The organism is Streptomyces sp. NPDC002520, from assembly GCF_053595235.1.
Genome location: NZ_JBSFXG010000008.1, coordinates 230636 through 249823, shown reverse-complemented (window position 1 = coordinate 249823; position 19188 = coordinate 230636). Strand labels below are relative to the sequence as shown.

Sequence of the window (19188 nt, the reverse complement as noted above, 5' to 3'; positions counted from 1 at the left end):
GGTCAGCCGTCATTCTCCGCGGACGGGAGGTTGGCGCCGGGGACGTCCTTCGGCGCGTACATCTTCTTGTCACCCGGGTAGGGCTTGTTGAAGTTGTGCGTGTCGTACCAGGTGTAGCGGTCCATCTGCTCGTTGTTGGCGTAGTCAGGCACGGCGTTCTCGCCGGTCAGACGCTGCTTGGAGAGCCACTTCTTCCATTCGTCGGCCAGCGGCTGCTGGGCGGCCGGGATCGCCACCGAGGTGGGCGCGGCGGCCGCTGCCGGGTTCTGCGGGGCGGGGGTGTCCACACCACAGGACGGGGCCGGGTTCACGCCGAGGGTCAGCGAGGTCCGGTTGGCCACGGAGTTGAACGGCGTGTAGTCCGGCTTGTTCGTGAACGCGCCGAACATCGGGGTGGCCGCGGTGTCCATCTGGTTCATCGGGTGGATGCCGAGGATCTGCTCGATGGTGCGGACCGCGGTGACCTGCGAGTAGTAGTGGCTGTCGACCGTGCCGTGCTGGGCGTACGGGCTGATGACCTGGACCGGCGCGCGGTGGCCGTCGACGTGGTCCTTGCCCGCCTGGGAGTCGTCCTCGACGATGAAGATCGCCGAGTCCTTCCAGTACTTGCTGTGCGTGATCGTGTCGACCATGCGACCGACCGCGAGGTCGTTGTCCGCGACCTGGGCGGCGGAGTTCGCCGGGCCGCCGGTGTGGTCGTTGGAGTACCAGAACATGTTCAGGTTCGCGGGACCGTTCTTCTTGAAGTCCTGCTCCCAGACCTGCTCCTTGTAGATGTCCGGCACGCTGGTGTCGAACTTCGGGAAGCCCTGGACCGTCGTCTCGTTCAGCGAGGGGATCGCCGAACCGGTCTTGATCGGGTACTTGGACGGCTGGCCGGTCGCCTGCATGTCCTTGCTGTCGCAGTACAGGTTCTGCCAGCTCGAACCCGCCGGCTTCTCCTCCAGCGTCTGGAACTCGCCGTAGTTCTTGACGGTCTTGCCGGCCGCCTTGGCGCCGGTCCAGATGAAGCCGGACCGCTGGTGGCCGAGGACGTCGTCCTCGGTGTCGTAGGAGCGGGTGTACTCACCGGCGGAGGACTCGGTGTACTCCGGGTTGTCGCCCTGCGTCAGCCAGTTGTGGCCCTCGGCGGAGTTCGTGGCCATGTCGTAGAAGTTGTCGTACAGGCCGAACTGCTTGGCCAGTGCGTGCTGGTTGGGCGTCACGTTCTCGCCGAACGTGGTGAGCGACTTGTCGCCGTTGCCCTCGGGGATGTCGCCGTAGACCTGGTCGTAGGTCCGGTTCTCCTTGACGAGGTAGAAGACGTGCTTGATCGTCGAGGGGTCGCCGAGCCGCGCCGGGACCGGCACCGCGGGAACGTTGCCGTTGTTCTCGGACAGCTTGAGCGAGTCGCCGCTCCAGCCGTTCATCTGGAACACCTTGGGCGTGTACGACTTGATCTCGTCGTCGCTCGGCAGGGTGAACGTGGTCAGGCTGGACGTGGTGTCGTGGGTGCCGTGCTGGGAGGCGTTACGACGGGCGTCGATGCCACGGGTGTTGGAGACGACGATCTTCCCGCCGACCTGGGCGATCTCCGAGGGGAAGTAGTCCGTCGGGAGCAGGCCGACGTAGCGGGCGGGCTCCGCCGCACCCGAGTAGCGGTAGACCGCGACGGCGTTGGCGCGGCCCAGGGTCACGAGCAGACGGCCGTCGTCGGTGAGGGTGACGGCGTTGGGCTGGTAACCGACGGAGGCCTCGGCCCACGGCTTGGTGGAGATGGTCTGGACGACCTTGTCCGACTTGGTGTCGATGACGGAGACACTGTCGTCGAAGGTGTTGGTGACGAACAGCACGCCGTTCTTCGCGTACACGGCGGACGGGTGCAGACCGACCTCGATGGTGCCCACGGCGGCGGTGGCGTCGGCGGTGTTGATGACGCTGACGGTCCCGGTGGTGGAGGCGCCGGTGTCACCGTTGGCCGGGACCTGGGTGCCGTAGGAGTTGATGGTGGTCTCGCCGTCCTTGGCCGGGCGACCGCCCTCGTTGGACACGTACAGCTTGCCGCCGACCAGGGCCAGGCCACGCGGGGCGGTGCCGGTGGTCCAGGTGGCCTTGACGGTGCCGGTGGCGGCGTCGATGGCGACGACCTTGTTCTGGCCGTTGACCGCGCCGTACACGGTGGAGCCGTCGGCGGAGAACACCGCGGCGCCGACCAGGGCCTGGAGGCCGCTGACGGTCGGGATGTTCACGGCGACCGGGTTGGCCAGGGTGCCGTCGGCGTTGACGGTGAACTTGGTGTAACCGGTCGCCTGGCCCAGCCACAGCGACTTGCCGTCGGGCGAGTAGGTCGGGCCTTCCTGGCCCACGGCGCTGCTGCTGATGCGCAGGTCGTCGGCCGCTTTGGTGCCGATCTTCTGCGCGATCTGGCCGGTGGACAGATCCATGATCACCAGGGCGGCGTCGCCGTCGGTGACCGAGGCGGCCAGGTGCTTGCCGTCCGGGCTGGCCACCGACGACATGATCTTGCCGGAGTTGATGACCGTGCGGTCACCGTAGGGCTTGATGTACTGGTCGTCGGAGACGACCTGGCCGTGGTCGGTGACCTGGCCGACCTGCTGGGTGCCGAGCTGTGCGGTCGAGGCGACCGCCGTGCCCGTGATGCCGAGGGCGACCGCGATACCCGCCGTCACCATCATGCTCCGACGGCCGACGATTCTGCCGAAGAGGTTGACCTGCTCCCTCTGCTGAACTCGGCGCTGTCGTGCAACCTGCATGGAGATTTATCCCTTCGAGGAGGTGTCGAGCAGCTCGACGTTGCCGTCGAACTGCCAGAGCGGATTCGGGGCGTCTCCGGTCGAAGTCCGCAGCAGGAAGTAGCCGTTCACTTCCTTGGGACCGTCGCCGTCGGCCATGAACCGCCCGTCTGAGGTGATGTCGATCTGGTAGATCGCCGTCCCCGTGACTGCGACGCCGGGCAGATGCCAACTGACGGTGCACCGCCAGTCGTTGCCCGCGCCTTCCTGGGCTCCCTTGCCTGCGCTTTTGGCGCATGTCGCGGTGGCGCGCAGTTGCGCCTCCGTGACAGCGGGGCGATGCAGTTGGTCGGTCTGCATGCGGTAGAGGTGGGCGAAGGCCGTTGCGACGGAGCGCTGCACCTTGCCCTGCTCGATCCCGGAACCCATGGAAGATGTGGATACGGCTACTGCCGCGACGCTGAGGGCGGTCAGCCCCACCAGCGGCAGCAGCCCGACGGTGAGCGCGCGGCGCCCGGAACCGTCGTAGGCGAGATTGGTGAAGTCCCGCCGCTGGAACAGCACATACGCCAGCACGGTCGCGAGCACCGCCCACGCCAGGCTGACCGCGACGGCGATCAGCAGCGGGGTGAGCTGGGTCGGGCTGGTGAACAGGCCGTTCCAGGAGATGAAGGCGTAACCCGGCAGGGCGAGCCGTACCGCCACCGGCAGTGGCAGCATCTGCGCGACCTGCATGACGATGGCGACCAGCGCCGGCAGCAGCAGCCCCATCGGGGAGCGGCCCAGCGCGATCGAGCCGAGCAGACCGATCGCGGCGAGGGCCAGGGTCGGGGCGAGGGCCGCGACCCAGGCGAGCAGGACCCGCGAGGCCGCGTCGCCCGGCGACAGCATGTGCCCGTCGAGGCCTACGAGGGGATGGTTGCCGACGGCCAGGAGCCCACCGGCCGTGCTGGAGACGGCGAGGCCGGCAACCAGCAGCACGATGACGGTGAGGCTGGCGAGTGCCTTGGCCACGAAGATCCGGCGGGGCGAGCGCGCCGCCACCAGCAGAAGCCGCCAGGTCCCGAGCCGGTCCTCGGAGGCGAAGATGTCACCGGCGACCACGGAGGTCAGCAGCGGCAGCGCCCAGGTGCCCGCGAACCCGAGCATCACCAGCGGCGCGGCCCACCCGGTGGCGTGCATCCAGCGGCCGAAGAGGGTGTCGACGGGCAGGGTGGACTGCTGGGAGACCCCGGCGACGAAGACGGCGGGCACGATCCAGCAGGCGAGGACGAGGAGTCGTACCCGCCATTGCGAGACGAGCTTGACCAACTCGAAGCGATAGCCCCGGGCAACCGTGACACGTGCGGCGGCCGAGGTGGGCGCGGGTTCGGGCTTGGGAGGGACGACGGTCGGGGCGGGGGATGCGGTCATCGGCCGGCCTTCTGCTGGGCGGTGGTGCCCTGTTGCTGGGCGGTGGTCTCCTGCTGCTCGGCACCGACCGACGCAGGCCGCTCGACGTGGGCCGACTGCGACTCGGGGCCTGCCTTCTGCCGCTCGGCACGGGCCGATTGCCCCTCGCCGTCGGATGCCGACTGCTCCCTGCCGGGCTCCTCCTGCCCTGCACCGGACGCCAACCCTTCGATGCCCAGCCCCTGTTGCTCGGCGAGGGCCAGGAACGCCGCCTCGAGCGGGGACACCACGGGGGCGAGCTCGCGCACTGCGATACCCGACCGCACCAGCCGCACCACCAGTTCGTCGAGGGCGGGCACCAACGCCCGTACGACAAGCGCCTCGGCGTCGGGACGTCCTGCCTCGTCGTCGGCCACAGCGACCCCTGGCGTGCCGGCGGCCAGCCGACGGGCCGACTGTGGGTCGGAGGTGACCAGCCGGTAGTCGAGTTCACGGTTCTCGGCGGCCAGCTTGCTCAGCGGACCGGAGAAGACGACCCGTCCGATGGCGAGGATGGTGACCTCGGAGCACAGCGCCTCGAGGTCGTCCATGCGATGACTCGACAGCACGACCGCGGTCCCCTCCGCCGCGAGCCGGGTGAGGACCCCGTGCACCCGCTTCTTGCCGGCCGGGTCGAGGCCGTTCGACGGCTCATCGAGCACCAGCAGCCGGGGCTTGGTGAGCAGGGCGGCTGCGAGCCCGAGCCGTTGACGCATTCCGAGGGAGAAGCCGCGGGCCCGGTCGTCGGCGACATCGGTGAGTCCGACCTGGTCGAGCACGTCGTCGACGCCCGCCGTCCGCGCGTCCTGGCCGCGCAGAGCAGCCAGCGCGGCCAGATTCTGCCTGGCGGTGAGCGAGGGGTAGAGACCGGGGCCGTCCACGAAGCCGGCGACACCGTCGGGGACGGTGAACGCCCGCCCGACCGGCGCACCCTGGATCTCCAGGCGGCCGCTGTCGGCAACGGCCAGACCGAGCAGAAGCCCGAGCAGTGTCGTTTTGCCGGCGCCGTTCGGTCCGACCAGGCCATGGATCTGACCGTACGTCACATCCAGGTCGACGCCGTCGAGCGCGACGACGTCACCGAAGCACTTGGTGATCCCGCGAGCCCGGACTGCGAGGAGTGTGTCCATGAGTCCCTTCTTCCGAAAGCCACTGGAAACTTAGGTGCGGCACACATCGGCCTCCACAACAGCCGGTTGAACGTTTGCGAAATGGGAGAGGACCGGCGTCCACCGCGCCGAAGCCCAGCCGACATCTCGACGGGCAGCTCTTCGATGCCCGGATCGCAAAGCCCATCCGGCCCCGGACACTGGCGATCCCGAACATCGAGGCGTTTGTGTCGTGATCACGACAAGACAAGACGGCGGTCCGCTTGCACGAAGCAGTCAGTATCGAGCCAGACTTGGGCCACGCCTGGACTCCCGCGCCAGCAGGCTACCCAACACGCCAAATGAGATGGTGTCTACGCGGGCGCGTCGGCGCTGCGCTCGCTCGTCGACGTCATCGCCGAGCGGCTGGTGCCGGACGAGTTGTGGGAGCTGTTCCAGCGGGTGGTGCCAAAAGCGCCTGCCCGGCCTCAGGAAGGCGGCCGTCTGCGCGGCGCACGTGGCAGCAGTTGCCGTCCGCGTCGTTCGGGCCGTCGGGAGCCACGGCTCACCGACACTTCGCCGAGTGGACGCAGGCCAGGGTATGGGCCAGACTCCACCGCCTGGTCCTCGACGTGCTCGGCGCCCACCGTGAGCTGGACCGGTCCTGCTGCGCGATCGACTCGGTGAACATGCGGGCGCGAGGCATCAGGCACCGCATCGCCCGCACGGGCATCGAGGCCTCAACCGCCTGGCCGCCACCGCTGGGCCATAGAACTTCCTGGCTTCACCGGCATCGCTTGCACCCTCATTCGCTACCGAAGACTCACCGAATGAGGTGGCGTCCAAGTCGCCGGCGCTGCGTTGCCGCCGGGGCTCCGACAAGAACCCGGCGGGGCCCGGCCAGCCCCGGCGGTTCCCGCCCGGGGCCACGCGCGGCGCGCCTCATCAGCGCAGGCACCCGGCGCCGGCCGGACCCCCGGCCTACGCCGGCCGGGGCACGGTGCGGCTCGCCGGCGGTTCCTCGCGGCGCTCCACCCACGCCGTCATCGCGGTGAAGGCGGCACGGTAGTGGGGCAGGATCGGCTGGAGCCGGTCCGGGTGGGCGTCGTAGAGGCTGTCGACGTGGTTGCCGCCCTCGATCCGGTAGTACCGGTGCAGCCGGGACCGGCCCTGGGCGGCGACCATCCGCGCGTACACGTCGGACTGGACCGCGATGGGCAGCAGCGCGTCCAGCGTGCCGTGCAGGGTGATCATGGGTTTGCCGATGCGGCCGGTCAGCGAGACCCGGGCGACGGCGTCGTGCACCGAGCCGGGGCGTGCGGCGTAGTCGTAGTCGGCGTCGGAGGGGCAGGGGGCGAAGATCTGGGCGGCCGTCGTTCCCGCCGACGCCCCGGGGCAGGCGGGGTCGTAGCCGGGGTCGAACTCGGCGCGGTAGATCTTCTGGGTCAGGCCCCAGTACACCTGCTCGTGGTACGGCCACAGGAACTCCGAGCCGCGTGCGAACCCGGCCGCGTACATGTCCTCGTCACCCACCCGCCCGAGCCGGCGGGCGACCGCGGTGGGCAGGAAGGTCAGCAGGTTCGGTCCCTCGGGCCGCCACAGCGCGCCCTCCCAGTCGACGCCGCCGTCGTACAGCTCGGGGTGGTTCTCCAGTTGCCAGCGGGTGAGGTAGCCGCTGTTGGAGATGCCCGTCATGTAGGTGCGGCTCGGCGCGTGCCCGTAGTACTGCGCGACGACCGCCTTCGCCGCCCGGGTGAGCTGTGTCGTACGCCGGTTCCACTCGACGAGGGCGTCACCGGGACGGGCACCGTCGGTGTAGAAGTCCGGTCCCGTGTTGCCCTTGTCGGTGCAGGCGAAGGCGTAGCCCTGCGCCAGCACCCAGTCGGAGACGAGCTGGTCCATGGAGTACTGCCTGCGGACGCCGGGGGCGCCGGTGACGACCAGCCTGCCGTTCCAGCTGTCGGGCAGCCGGACGACGAACTGGGCGTCGTGGTTCCAGCCGTGCAGGGTGTTGAGCCGCGAGGCGTCCGGGAAGCAGCCGTCGATCTGCACACCGGGCACGCCCGAGGGATTGCGGGTGTCCTTGGCCGCGAGCCCGGCCCAGTCCGCCGCGTCGGTGTAGGGCGTGCCGACGAGGGCGCCCGTCGTCAGGTCGTCGTGCCGGGAGATCTCCTGCCGTTCGGCGCCGGGAACCCTGACCGGGCGCCGGCCGGTGGCACGGGCACCGGCGCGGTTCGGGGTCGAGGCCATGGCCGGGGACGCGGGCGTGAGCGCCGCCGCGGCGAGGGCGGCGGCGGAGAGGAGGGTGCTGCGTCGGCTGGGGCGCATCGGCAAGGCCTTCCGGGTCCGGGAAGTACGGGGCCAGGCCGCCCATCGTCGGACCGCCGGCCCGCCACGACCACGGGGCTGACACACATTGTGCGAGCGGTTGCAGTAGGCGCGCCACACATGCCGATCGGCCCTGGTCGGGCACCGTCACGGGGTTTCACCCCGGAGCACCGGGGCATTCGGTGCGCGTGGTCTCGTACGGGCCGGAGCGGCGTGTGCATCTCCCCGCGCTGCGCGCCGGCTGGCTGACCCAGACGTTCGTCCACTGGCCCTACCCCGCGGAGCAGGTGCAGCGGCTGGTACCGGACGGCCTGGTCGTGGACACGTACGGCGATGCCGCGTGGGTGAGTCTCACGGCGTTCGTCATGGCGGACCTGCGCCCGTCGATGCTTCCGGCTGCCGTACCCGGAATGCCCGCCTTCCCCGAGACCAACCTGCGCACCTACGTGCGACGCCGCGACGGGCGGGACGGGCTGTGGTTCCTGTCCCTGGAGGCGGGCTGCTCCGCGATGCTCGCCGCCTGCGCGGTGGGCGCTCCGTACCACGTCGCACGGCTGCGCGTGTCGCGGGCGAGCGGCGTCGTGACGTACACCGGATCCCGGCGGCACACCGGCTCCATGTACCGCCTGTCGGTCCGCCCCGGCGACCCGATGGCCCCCACCCACCGGGACGTGTGGCTGACCTCGCGCTGGCGCGCCTTCACCAAGCGGCTCGGTGTCATCTGGGAGACCCCTGTCGAGCACGTGCCCTTCCCGCTGCGGAGCGCCCGTATCGAGGCCCTGGAGGAGACACTCACCCGTGCGGTGGGGCTGCCCCCGCCCGACGTCGAGCCCCTGGTCCATTTCTGCGACGGCATCCACCAGGTACGCCTGGGTGCCTCCCGCCCCGCGCAGCTCCTCCACGACCACCACGTCGCGGACGGCCGGCCCCGGGCCCGGACGACGCACGCCCGGCACGGACAGGCACCCCGATGACCGAGATGTTCCCGTCGCGGTCCCGCGGCGCCCGCGGTCCCGGGCGCCCCGCACCGGGACCGGAGCGGCCCGTCCTCCTGCGTTTCGACGGATGGATCGCGGGACTCGGTACGGCCTCCGGAACGCGCCTGGTCCTGGGCCACTGGGCGCACTCGCCCTTCGGCGCCTACAGCGACGTGTTGCTCGAACACGCGGAAGGCCACCGCCTTCTCCTGGCGCCCACCCACCGTACGGCCGACTTCGTCGCCCGCACGTACACCTTCGACGAGGTGCGCGTCGTGCCCGTGCGGGTGGGCATCGCCGGGAACCGCTGGACGGTCGTGGCCGGCTCCCTGCTCGATCTGACCTTCACCGTCGGACGGAGGGGCGCGCTGGGCGTCCTGCTCGGCGCCGTCCCGGGTCCGGTCTCCGCGCGCCCCACCTACGCCACCCTCACGGGTCCGGCCGCCCGCCTCCTGCTCGGCGTACGCACCCACGGCACCGCCCGCGCCGGCCGGCACGAGTGGTACGGCGCCCACGACCTCCACCCGGTCACCAGCGCGGCCGCCGGGTTCGACGGACGGGACCTCGGCGCCCTCGCCCCCGTCGACCCGCCCGTGCACGTCGGTTTCGGCTCGACACCGCGCGCCCCCTGTCTCGTACGGATCACCACCACGGTGCGAGCGCCGGACCCGTCCGAGGGACTCCGGTACAGGTAGCCGTCGGTGCGGCCCGCGCCGGGTGGGGCGAGCGCGAGCGGTACGGCGAGGATCTTATCCTGGGCCGGGTGACCGGGAGTTGGCGCACGCGATCGGGGGGAGGGTGCCGACATGGTGGAGCTTGCCTTTGACGGTGAGGTCGTCGAATGGCGCGGCCCGTCGCCGTACTACTTCGTCCCGGTGCCCGAGCAGGAGTCGGCCGACATCCGCGAGGTGGCCGCGACGGCCAGCTACGGCTGGGGCGTGGTCCCCGTCGAGGCCCGGATCGGTGACGTCGTCTTCACCACCTCGCTGTTCCCGAAGGACGGGGGCTACCTGCTGCCGTTGAAGAGAGCGGTGCGCGCTCCGCGGAGTCTCGCGGCGGGTGACGAGGTCAGCGTGGAAATGACTGTTCGTCTGTAGTGCGGACGGCCGCCGGGACGGGTGGGTGCCGTCGTACCCGGACCCCGACGGCCGCGACGAGCAGGACCGCGCACGCCGTGAACACCAGGCCGGCGTCGCGCACGCCCAGTGCCACCGCCAGGGCGCCCACGCCGACGACGGGCAGTGAGATACCCAGGTAGGCGATGACGAAGAAGGCCGAGATGGTGGCGCCGCGGTGCTCCGGGGGTGCCGCGGAACCCACCAGGGTCAGGCCCGCCCGGAACGCCATGCCCTGCCCCGTGCCGCCCGTCACCGCGCCGAGCAGCAGCACCGGGAAGGACGTCGCCGCCAGCGAGGCCCCGACAAGGAGGAGGCCGGCGACCAGGACGGCGCAGCCCCACGAGAGGGCGGCGCGGGGGCCCAGGCGTCCCATGAGTACCTGGCCGGCGGTCGAGGCGCAGAACACACAGAAGACGACGGCACCGATCACCGCGAGGTTGCGTTCCCCCAGCGTCTGGGACAGGAACGCGGGGGCCACGGCCGTGAAGAGGCCGAGCAGGGAGAAGCCCGCGAAGGCGGCCAGGGAGCAGGGTGCGAACACCCCGCGCACCTGTGGCGGGACCGTCATGCCCTGGGGGCGCAGCGGCGGGCGCGGCCCGGCGTGACGCACGGTCTCCGGCAGGAGGCCGGTGACGACCAGGGTGACGGCCAGGAGCACCAGGTGGACGAGGAAGGGCAGGGTGAGCGGCGAGGGCGCGTACTGGGCGAGGACGCCGGACACGAGCGGGCCGAGCCCGAGTCCGCCCATGTTGGCCGCGGTGGCCGCCAGGGCGGCGCGTGCCCGTCGGTCCGGTGGCGCCAGGTCGAGTACGGCGGCCGTGCCCGTGCCGCTGAGCAGCCCCGCCGAGAATCCCGACAGCACGCGCCCCGTGTACAGCAGCGGGAGTCCGCCCTCGCTCAGGAAGCACACCGCGCTGAGCGCGGCCAGCACCAGCGCGGCGGTCAGCACCGGGCGCCGTCCGAGGACGTCGGAGGCGCCGCCGGCGACCAGCAGGGCGGTGATGACGCCCACGGCGTAGACCGCGAACACCACGGTCACGATCAGTTCGGAGAACCCGATCTGCTGCCGGTAGAGCCCGTAGAGCGGGGTGGGCAGCGTCGTGCCCATCATCCCTACGGCGAAGACGGCCGCCGCGGCCTTGTAGCCCGGCCGACGGCTCCGCGGATGAGACACGGCGTCGGTGTCGATCACACTCCACCATAGGCACGGGGCTCCCGGTAGGCCGCGGTGAGAGCGGCCGGGCGGGTCCGGGGGGCCGGGGAGGGGGCCGGTCGAGTCGGGCGGGTCCGTTCCGGGGCCATGACAGGCGCCACAGCCCTTCGGTTCCGTGACTTCCGCCACACCGGGCCCGCTATTCAGGATGCCGGATAGTAGGTGCCGCTCTGCCGACAAATGGGATTTGTCCGTCTTGATCCAGGCGCGGGTCGCACCGGTTCCGGACGCGCCTCCAGGAGCTGATCGTTTCGCTCGCTTTTGCAAACCCTGACGGGTTCTGACGGTGTGACAGTGGAGCGGAACGAAGGGTGCGCGACGGGGAAGCACGGCCCTTTTCCCTCACCAGGGACGTCGGGGCCTACGAGGGCAGGTAGTACGAAGACACCTTTGCGCTCGCAGTGAAGGGGTCCTAAGAATGGCGACCGCAGGACGGCTCCGCAGCTCAGCAGGCGGAGTGCGCGCAGAGACAGCCGCAGAAGGGGCGCTCGGCGACTACCGAGTGAGGTCACGCATGAGTAAGCACCGCAAGAAGCAGCACTACCGCCGAATCGTCATAGCCGCCGTCGCCTTCGGCGCCGTGGGCGTACCGACCGCCGCCATGGCCTGCACCGGCTGGGACCCGACGTCCCAGGCCGCGGGCGCACAGCAGCCGACGAGCCAGGGCCAGGGCGGCGACCCGAGCCCCTGGCACAAGTGGAACCAGGCCTGGTGGGGTGGCGACGCCGGAGCGGCCACGCCGTCGGCGGCGCAGGCCCCGACCGCGACCCCGCACGCCCACAAGCACCACCCGCACAAGCACCACGCGATCAAGCACCACGCGCCCGAGCGCGAGCACCCCGCGCGCCCGCACAAGCCCGCCGCCACCCCCAGCGCTCCCAGCGCCCCGAGCACGCCCAAGACCACCGCTCCCACCACCACGGCCCCCACCACCACGGCCCCCGCGGCGCCGAGCACCCCGAAGCCCACCACCACGGCCGAGTCCACCGCCCCGGCGTCCGGGACCGTCGCCCGCATCGTGCAGCTCGTCAACGACGAGCGCGGCAAGGTCGGCTGCTCGGCCCTGAAGGTGAACGCGACGCTCACGAAGGCCGCGCAGGCGCACAGCGACGACATGGCGACGCACCGGAACATGTCGCACACCGGGTCCGACGGGTCCTCCCCGGGCGACCGGATCACCAGCGCCGGTTACAGCTGGAGCGCCTACGGCGAGAACGTCGCCTACGGCTACTCCACTCCCGAGCAGGTCATGGCGGGCTGGATGTCCAGCTCGGGCCACCGGGCCAACATCCTCAACTGCTCGTTCAAGGAGATCGGCGTCGGTCTCGCGCAGCCGGGCAGCTACTGGACGCAGGACTTCGGAACCGCCCGCTAGAGACAGCGGTTCCCGGCGCGGGCGGTCCGGCGAGCTCCCGTGGTGCCCTTCTCAGGGCTCCCGGTGTTCGTGGGCCGCCCGCTCCAGTTCCGCGGCCTCCGCCTCGGCCACCCGCATCTCGGCCGCCACGTCGATCGAGCGGGTCAGCCACCAGTAGAGCAGGGCGGAGACGGGCAGCCCGATGAACAGGGAGATGTCGGCTCCGCCGAGCGCCTCGGCGGCGGGTCCGACGAACAGGGTCCCGACCGCGAAGAACGGGATCATGACGGCGAAGCCGACCAGATACGAGACGATCCCCTGCCAGCCCCAGCGTCCGTAGATGCCGTGCGGGTTGAAGATCTCGGCGACCGCGTAGTGCCCGCGGCGCACGACGTAGTAGTCCATGAGGTTGACCGCGGTCCACGGGATGAACAGGTAGAGCACCAGCAGCAGGAAGTTGTTGAAGTTCTGCAGGAAGTCGGCGGTCGCGGCCAGGGCGCCGACCAGGGAGAGCGCCGCTGTCAGCCCGATGGTCAGCATGCGTACGCCGAGCGTGGGCCGCACCCGCCTGAACGAGTCGATGGCGCTGATGAGGGTCAGTGAACCGCCGTACATGTTCAGCGCGGTGACGGAGACCAGGCCGAGGGCGGCGAAGAGCAGCACGACCGCGCCGAATCCGGTGAACACCTTGTCGCCGGCAGCGTTGATCGACGTGATCGTCTCGAAGTTCTTGCCGGCCCAGGCGGCGAGCAGCGCTCCGAGCACCATCAGCCAGATGCCGCCGAGCGCCGAGCCGAAGTAGGTCCAGTAGAAGGTCTTGCGGACCGTCACATGGGGCGGCAGGTAACGCGAGTAGTCCGAGACGTAGATGGCCCAGCTGATCTGGTAGCCCGCGACCACGCCGAACTGGGCGAGGAACGGCGTCCACTTGAAGCCGCCGAGGTCGAACGACCCCGGTGGGTAGTGCAGGTTGACGAGGACGCCGACGGTGAAGACCCCGAAGACGACCAGGAAGGTGTACGTCAGGATCCGCTCGGCCTTGTGGATGATGTCGTAGCCGACCAGGGCGATGACGAGCGCGACCACCGTGACCACGACCACCCACAGCTTGACGCCGCCGTGCAGCGTGGTGTGCAGGGCGTCGGCGGTGAGGATGGTGTTGAAGACGTTGAATCCCGCGTACTGCACATAGGCGAACAGCCACACGAGAAGGGCGCCGACGTAGCCGAACTGCGGCCGCGACTGGATCATCTGCGGCAGTCCCAGCTGGGGGCCCTGGGCCGAGTGGAAGGCCATGAAGAAGGTGCCGATGAGGGTCCCGGCGGTGATCGCGAGGAGCGACCAGACGAGGTTGCCGCCCTCGGTGATGCTGATCAGCCCCACGGCCAGGGTGGCGATCTGGGCGTTGGACATGAACCAGAGCGGGCCCAGGTGCCAGAGTTTGCCGTGCCGCTCGTCGAGCGGCACGTAGTCGATGGACCGGACCTCCAGGCCCGACACCTTGGGCTCCGTTGATGTGCTCATGACGCCTCCCGAAGCACCGGTCCGTCTCCCTGAGCACATTTTCCCCGCACACCCCCGATCGGGCGCGCCTGCGGCTCACACAGGTGTCGAGCGATACGTGCGGGCACGCCAGGGTCACACTGCGCGAGCTCTCGCCACTCTCGGTTCATCGCCACACCTGTTGCTCTGCTCACAATTCCGGCATACGGGGCTTCTTCGTGGCAGCGGTCACTTCGCGGACCTGTCGTTTTGTCTACATTCGCAGTCGCATGTCCCTCCCACCGAACTGCTGAGGCCCCATGCCGTATCCGCCCCACCCCTCGAAGCATCCGCGGCGCCCCCTGAAGGCCGGGTCCCAGGGCAGGCGCGCGCTGGTGTCCTGCGCGCTCGCCGCGGCGGCGCTGGTCGCGGTCGGCCCGCTGCACGCGACACCGGCCGCCGCAGCCACGACCACGAACACGACCGTGACCACGACGTCGACCGACTCCCGGCCCGCCGCGGCCGGCTTCCCGGCGTCGGTGCAGGCCAAGGGGAAGGAGCGTGTGACGGCTGCGGTCCTCGACCTGGACGGCGCGGGCCGCACGCCCCACGTCTACGGTGACGACACCCCGTACGACACGGCGAGCATCGTCAAGGTCGACATCCTCGCCACCGCACTGCTCCAGGCGCAGGACTCCGGGCACCCGCTGACCGCGCGGGAGCGCACACAGGCGGAGGCGATGATCAAGCACAGCGACAACGCGGCGGCCAACGCCCTGTGGCGGAAGATCGGTCGCGCCCCGGGCCTCGATGCGGCGAACAAGCGGCTGGGCCTGGCCGACACCCAGGGTGGTCCCGGCCCCAAGTGGGGCCTGACCCGGACGACGGCGAGCGACCAGATACGGCTGCTGCGCGCGGTCTTCGACAGTGGGCCGACCACGAGGGCGGCAGCCGCGCCCGCGCTCGACGCGGACTCCCGCACCTACCTCCGCACGCAGATGAGCGGCATCGCCCCCGAGCAGTCCTGGGGCGTCTCGGCGGCGACCGACTCCCGCTGGGCCCTGAAGAACGGCTGGCTTCAGCGGAACACGACCGACCTGTGGGACGTCAACAGCGTCGGCCGGATCACCAAGGGCGGACACCGCTACCTCGTCGCGGTCCTCTCGGACGGCAGCAAGTCCATGCCGGAGGGCGTCGCCCTGGTGGAACGGGCGACGCGGGCCGCCGTCACCTCCACGACCGCCCGCTGACGCACCTCCCGCTTCCCCGCCGCCGCCCTGCCTGAGCCCCTCCGCCCTCCGGAGGGGCTCAGGCAGGCTTCGACGCCGAGACCGCCGTCGCGGTGACCTTGTTGTCACACTCGGCGAACTGGCCGTCGTCCAGGGCGACTTGATGCTTGCCCGAACCGCTCGGGCCGATCACGAGGGTCGGGTACACCGCGGGCTTCGCACCCGACGCGCAGTAGCCGTCGCCCTCGCCCTGCACCTGTACGAAGGTGAGCTTCACCCAGGCCTTGCCGCCCGGTGCGACCCGCACGGTGGACGCGGACCCGGTACGGGTCACGGTGAGCGGGGTGCTGTGCTCGGGCGAGCCGTTGCCGGCGCCGGCGACCGTCGGGTGCCCGCGCAGCGCGCACGGCTTCGCGGAGACGTTCTTGAACTCGATCACCGCGGCACCGGTGCCGGTGCCGACCGGGCGGTCGGCCGCCTGGTACGCCGACACCTCCAGGGCCGTCGCCGCGCACGCCGGCACGGTGGCGGCGGAGGGGGCGGACGCCGGGGAGGCGGGGGCGCCGCCGGGGGCCGGCTTCCCGCCCCCGGAAACCGGCGGGGCCGTGGTGCCGGACGCCGCGGGGGGCGCGGTCGCCGCGGAGGACGCGGCGGGAGACGAGGCGGTGGTCGGCGTCGCGGGATGCTTGTCCGCCGCCTTCGCGCCGTCGCCCGACTGGCACGCCGTGAGGGCCAGTGCCGACGCGATCACGGCCGCGGCCGCGACGGTGACGCGTGTGTTGGTGCCGTACTGCATGAGGTCCCCCGATTTCCGATGTGCTCAAGGACGACCGGCTCCGAGCCGGTGCTCACCGACGGAGACAGAGCCGCCCGAGGCCGGGTTCCGCGTCGGATCAGCCGTGACAGGGCGGTGACGAGAACCGGGTCGGACCGCGACGGCACGGGAGGAACCGTGGCGCAGCAGACTGGATCGCCACGGACCGACCAGGCAGCCCGGCGTGCGCGGCGGGACGGACGCGGTCCTGTGCGGCGGGCGCGGCGGGGCATCGTGCGTGCGGCGTGGCGTGTGTGGTGGCGGCGCGGTTCGCGGGCGAGGATGGCACGTGGGACGGTCCGGCTGGGAGGCGGGTGTGCGGGTATGACGGTGAGCCGTGTCGGCCTGGTCGTTCACAGCGGACGGGCGGAGGCCGTGGCTGTCGCGCAGGCGGTGCGCGAGTGGTGCGCCGACAACGCTGTCGGGTGCACCGACATCGACGTGTGGCAGGAGGGTGCCCGGCACGACGCCCGCGACGAGGTCGACGCCGCGCACGATCCCGACCTGATCGTGACGCTGGGCGGCGACGGGACCTTCCTGCGCGGCGCCCGGCTGGCGGCGGAGAACGACGCCCTGGTGCTGGGTGTCGACCTCGGCCGGGTGGGCTTCCTGACGGAGGTGCCCGCTCCGGCGGTGCGCGCCGCCCTGGACGCCGTACAGGAGGAGCGGATCAACGTCGAGCAGCGGATGCTGCTCACCATGCGCGCGTCGTGCCGGCTGGAGGTGCCCCACAACATGGACGCCCTGGTGCGGTACGGCCGGGGGCCCATGCTGCCGCCGCCCCGGGTGCGCGTGGAGTGCGAGACCGGCGACGACTGGGGTGTCGCGCTCAACGTCACCGCGCTCAACGACGTCGTCGTGGAGAAGCTGGCCAGGGATCGTCAGGTGTCGGTCGCCGTCTATCTGGCCGGCCGGCTCCTCGCGTCCTACTCCGCCGACGCGCTGCTCGTGGCCACGCCGACGGGTTCGACGGCGTACAGTTTCGCCGCCGGCGGTCCGGTCGTCTCGCCCCGCGCGGAAGGGCTTCTCTTCACGCCGGTCGCCCCGCACATGGCCTTCAACCGTTCGGTGCTGGCCGCCCCGGACGAGCCGATCGCGCTGCGGGTGCTCGAACGGTCGGGACAGGCGGCCGTCAGTATCGACGGCCAGCTGCGCGGGGTGCTCCACCCCGGGGACTGGATCGGCGTGTACGCCTCTCCCCACCGGCTCAAGGCGGTCCGGCTCGGCCCCATGGACTTCTACGGCCGGCTGCGCGACCGCATGAACCTCACCGACGCGCCGGCCGCGGTCGCCGACGGGGGCGCCGCCCCTCTGTGGCCGGTGACCACACCGCCGCCCGGCGATCTCGCCCACCTCGCCCTGCCCACGGCCCCCGGCGAAAGGCCGGCGCCCCACTGACGTACTGACGTCGGCGGGCGTCCGCCGCCTCTCCGTCGGTGTCCGTGGCGGCCGGTACGGCCAGTGCGGCCGTACGGCCGGTCTGCAGTGGTCGGCGCCGAGGGCAGGGCGTCCTGCGGTGCTCCGGCGAGAGCGGCGTCACGACGTGGCGCCGAAGTCCTGCGTCCACCACGGGCCGCCGGAACCCCGGTGGATTCCGACGCCGATGTCCTTGAACGAGCAGTTGAGGATGTTGGCGCGGTGGCCGGGGCTGTTCATCCAGGAGTCCATCACCGATTCCGGGGTCTGCTGGCCCTTGGCGATGTTCTCGCCGTACGTGGACCAGCGGTAGCCCGCGGCGGTGATGCGCTGTCCGGGGTCGGTGCCGTCCGGGTCGGTGTGGTCGAAGAAGCCGCGGGCGGCCATGTCGTCGGAGTGGTCCTGCGCGGCCTTCTCCAGCTGCGGGTCCTCCGTGAGCGGGCCGCAGCCGGCCGCCGCCCGTTCCTTGTTCACCAGCGCGACCACCTGGGAGACGGTGTCCGACGGCGTCGGTCGCGTCTGCGGTGGCTGGGGTGCGGGGGGCGTCGTCCGAGGAGTCTGCCGGGGTGGCGGAACGGTCTTCTTCGTGGACTGGGGGGACTTGGAGGTCTTCGCCTTCTCGGAGGCAGACGCGGAGGGCGAGGTGGAGGCGGAGGCCGAGACCGAGACCGAGACCGAGACCGACGGGGTGATCGTGGCGGAGTCCGGGGCCGAGTGGTCCGTGAGGGGTTCCTCGGCGGTCCGTGCGGCGGTCGCGTCCTCGCTCCCCGCGCCGGGGTCCGCGCCGAAGGAACCGAAGTACCAGAGGCCTCCGACCGCGACAGATGCCGCCACCACGGCGCCTCCGACGGCCCGGCGCCGTATGCGCCGCCGTCGACGGGCCTCACCGCGGGAGGCCGCCCGACCGCGCGGGGCACGGTGCCCGCCCGCAGAGTTTGAGGCCTTGGGGCCCGACGCGACCTGTCCCCCGGGCGCGCCGAGGGCGGAGGCCGAGCCGGTGATGGCCATCCCGCCGGTGGCGGACCGCATCTTCGCCAGCAGCACGGGCGACACGGCGACGAGGGCGAGACCTGCCAGCAGACCCTCCGCGGGCATCAGCCCGCTCCACAGACCGGCGCAGCGCGCGCAGGTGCGGGCGTGCCGGGCTGTGCGCTTGCGCCACAACGCCGAGGGCCAGCCGTCCCAGCCGGCCAGCACGCCCCTCAGTTCCTCGCAGCGCGGCCGCGCGTCCAGCGCCCGCACCACCACGCGCGCCGCATCCAGTTGCGCCTTCATCCGCTGCACGCGGACCGCCGTGTGCTGGGGCGACAGTTCCAGCGCGGCGGCGACCTCGGACCGCGTCAGCTCGCCGGCGCACTCCAGCCACCACAGCGACAGCAGGGCCCGGTCGCCGGGCTCCAGCCAGCGTGTCGCGCGTGCGGTCTCCTGGCGCTGGCCGGACAGCTGGAGCTGCGTCATCGTCAGGTCCACGAAGTCCGCGCCCGGATCGGCGAGGTCGGTGGCGTCCTCCACGGTGCCGGGGGCGAGTTGCCGGTCGTGCCGGTGAGTCCGTACCTGGTTCATCGCGATCGCCACGAGCCAGGAGCGGAAGCTCTCGGGAGCACGCAGGCCGGGCAGCGCGTCCAGGGCCCGGAGCATGGTCTCCTGCACCACGTCGTCGACGTCGACGGAGCCGTTCAGGGCGCGCCCCACGATGTTGTAGACCAACGGCAGGTAGGCACTGACCAGGGCGTCCTGTGCCGCCGGGTCCCCCTCTCGGGCAGCGCTCACCAGTGCCGCGGCGTCCACCGTGTGCTGTGTCCTCATCAAAAGCTTCCCTGTCCTCGACGCCACGCGACGCGGTCCGACACCTGTCCGATGCCTGGGAGACCGCTGGGCGAGTGCCGGATAACAGTTCTTCGGATATCCGTTCCACGAGAGGTTCTTCGCCCCGGTCGGCGTGCGCAATGGGGCGCATCACATCCGGCGTCGGCGGTCCTTCGGCCGGGCCGGCCGGGTCTCGGTCA

General features: G+C 71.3%; 13 protein-coding genes and 2 pseudogenes. 7 read left to right on the top strand and 8 right to left on the bottom strand.

Going from position 1 to position 19188, the window contains the following annotated elements:
* Positions 1–2: 2 nt before the first annotated feature.
* The 3 genes and pseudogenes from ACWD5D_RS14880 to ACWD5D_RS14870 all read right to left on the bottom strand — a co-directional run.
* On the bottom strand, positions 3–2753 hold the full coding sequence (locus ACWD5D_RS14880; protein ID WP_451373069.1) for an alkaline phosphatase family protein: 2751 nt from the start codon (positions 2751–2753) through the stop codon (positions 3–5).
* A 6-nt stretch (positions 2754–2759) separates the two neighbouring features.
* On the bottom strand, positions 2760–4145 hold the full coding sequence (locus ACWD5D_RS14875) for an ABC transporter permease (protein ID WP_451373068.1): 1386 nt from the start codon (positions 4143–4145) through the stop codon (positions 2760–2762).
* 221 nt (positions 4146–4366) lie between these two features.
* Positions 4367–5293, bottom strand: a pseudogene (locus ACWD5D_RS14870) (ABC transporter ATP-binding protein); the annotation flags it as partial.
* 351 nt (positions 5294–5644) lie between these two features.
* Between ACWD5D_RS14870 and ACWD5D_RS14865 the strand changes: the two are divergent.
* Positions 5645–5949: pseudogene (locus tag ACWD5D_RS14865) on the top strand (transposase); the annotation flags it as partial.
* Between the two features lie 283 nt (positions 5950–6232).
* Here the strand turns inward: ACWD5D_RS14865 and ACWD5D_RS14860 are convergent.
* Positions 6233–7579 carry a tannase/feruloyl esterase family alpha/beta hydrolase gene (locus ACWD5D_RS14860; RefSeq protein ID WP_451373067.1) on the bottom strand — a complete coding sequence of 449 codons (1347 nt, stop codon included), beginning with the start codon at positions 7577–7579 and terminating at the stop codon, positions 6233–6235.
* A gap of 215 nt (positions 7580–7794) precedes the next feature.
* Here ACWD5D_RS14860 and ACWD5D_RS14855 point away from each other — a divergent pair, with 215 nt between their 5' ends.
* From ACWD5D_RS14855 to ACWD5D_RS14845, 3 genes are all read left to right on the top strand, one after another.
* On the top strand, positions 7795–8553 hold the full coding sequence (locus tag ACWD5D_RS14855; protein ID WP_451373066.1) for a YqjF family protein: 759 nt from the start codon (positions 7795–7797) through the stop codon (positions 8551–8553).
* Positions 8550–9251, top strand: coding sequence for a hypothetical protein (locus ACWD5D_RS14850; protein ID WP_451373065.1), 702 nt, complete (start codon positions 8550–8552; stop codon positions 9249–9251). Before ACWD5D_RS14855 ends, ACWD5D_RS14850 begins: the two co-directional genes overlap by 4 nt.
* A gap of 114 nt (positions 9252–9365) precedes the next feature.
* A complete protein-coding gene (locus tag ACWD5D_RS14845; protein WP_451373104.1) occupies positions 9366–9653 on the top strand; it encodes a DUF1905 domain-containing protein in 288 nt (95 codons plus the stop codon).
* Here the strand turns inward: ACWD5D_RS14845 and ACWD5D_RS14840 are convergent.
* On the bottom strand, positions 9625–10785 hold the full coding sequence (locus ACWD5D_RS14840; RefSeq protein WP_451373103.1) for an MFS transporter: 1161 nt from the start codon (positions 10783–10785) through the stop codon (positions 9625–9627). The genes ACWD5D_RS14845 and ACWD5D_RS14840 overlap by 29 nt on opposite strands.
* Positions 10786–11401: 616 nt before the next feature.
* Between ACWD5D_RS14840 and ACWD5D_RS14835 the strand changes: the two genes are divergently transcribed.
* The gene (locus ACWD5D_RS14835) at positions 11402–12262 is read left to right on the top strand and encodes a CAP domain-containing protein (RefSeq protein ID WP_451373064.1); all 861 of its coding nucleotides are present in this window, start codon (positions 11402–11404) and stop codon (positions 12260–12262) included.
* 51 nt (positions 12263–12313) lie between these two features.
* Here the strand turns inward: ACWD5D_RS14835 and ACWD5D_RS14830 are convergent, their stop codons facing one another.
* Complete coding sequence (locus ACWD5D_RS14830; RefSeq protein ID WP_451373063.1) at positions 12314–13765, bottom strand: purine-cytosine permease family protein; 1452 nt, start codon at positions 13763–13765, stop codon at positions 12314–12316.
* Between the two features lie 278 nt (positions 13766–14043).
* Here ACWD5D_RS14830 and ACWD5D_RS14825 point away from each other — a divergent pair, with 278 nt between their 5' ends.
* Positions 14044–14973 (top strand): serine hydrolase, encoded by a 930-nt coding sequence (locus ACWD5D_RS14825; RefSeq protein WP_451373062.1) that lies wholly within the window; start codon positions 14044–14046, stop codon positions 14971–14973.
* Between the two features lie 58 nt (positions 14974–15031).
* On the opposite strand, the gene ACWD5D_RS14820 is transcribed toward ACWD5D_RS14825, so the two are convergent.
* A complete protein-coding gene (locus ACWD5D_RS14820) occupies positions 15032–15748 on the bottom strand; it encodes a DUF4232 domain-containing protein (RefSeq protein WP_451373061.1) in 717 nt (238 codons plus the stop codon).
* A 342-nt stretch (positions 15749–16090) separates the two neighbouring features.
* Here ACWD5D_RS14820 and ACWD5D_RS14815 point away from each other — a divergent pair, with 342 nt between their 5' ends.
* Positions 16091–17164 (top strand): NAD(+)/NADH kinase, encoded by a 1074-nt coding sequence (locus ACWD5D_RS14815; protein ID WP_451373060.1) that lies wholly within the window; start codon positions 16091–16093, stop codon positions 17162–17164.
* 138 nt (positions 17165–17302) lie between these two features.
* On the opposite strand, the gene ACWD5D_RS14810 is transcribed toward ACWD5D_RS14815, so the two are convergent.
* Positions 17303–18988 (bottom strand): sigma-70 family RNA polymerase sigma factor, encoded by a 1686-nt coding sequence (locus ACWD5D_RS14810; protein ID WP_451373059.1) that lies wholly within the window; start codon positions 18986–18988, stop codon positions 17303–17305.
* Positions 18989–19188 lie beyond the last annotated feature (200 nt).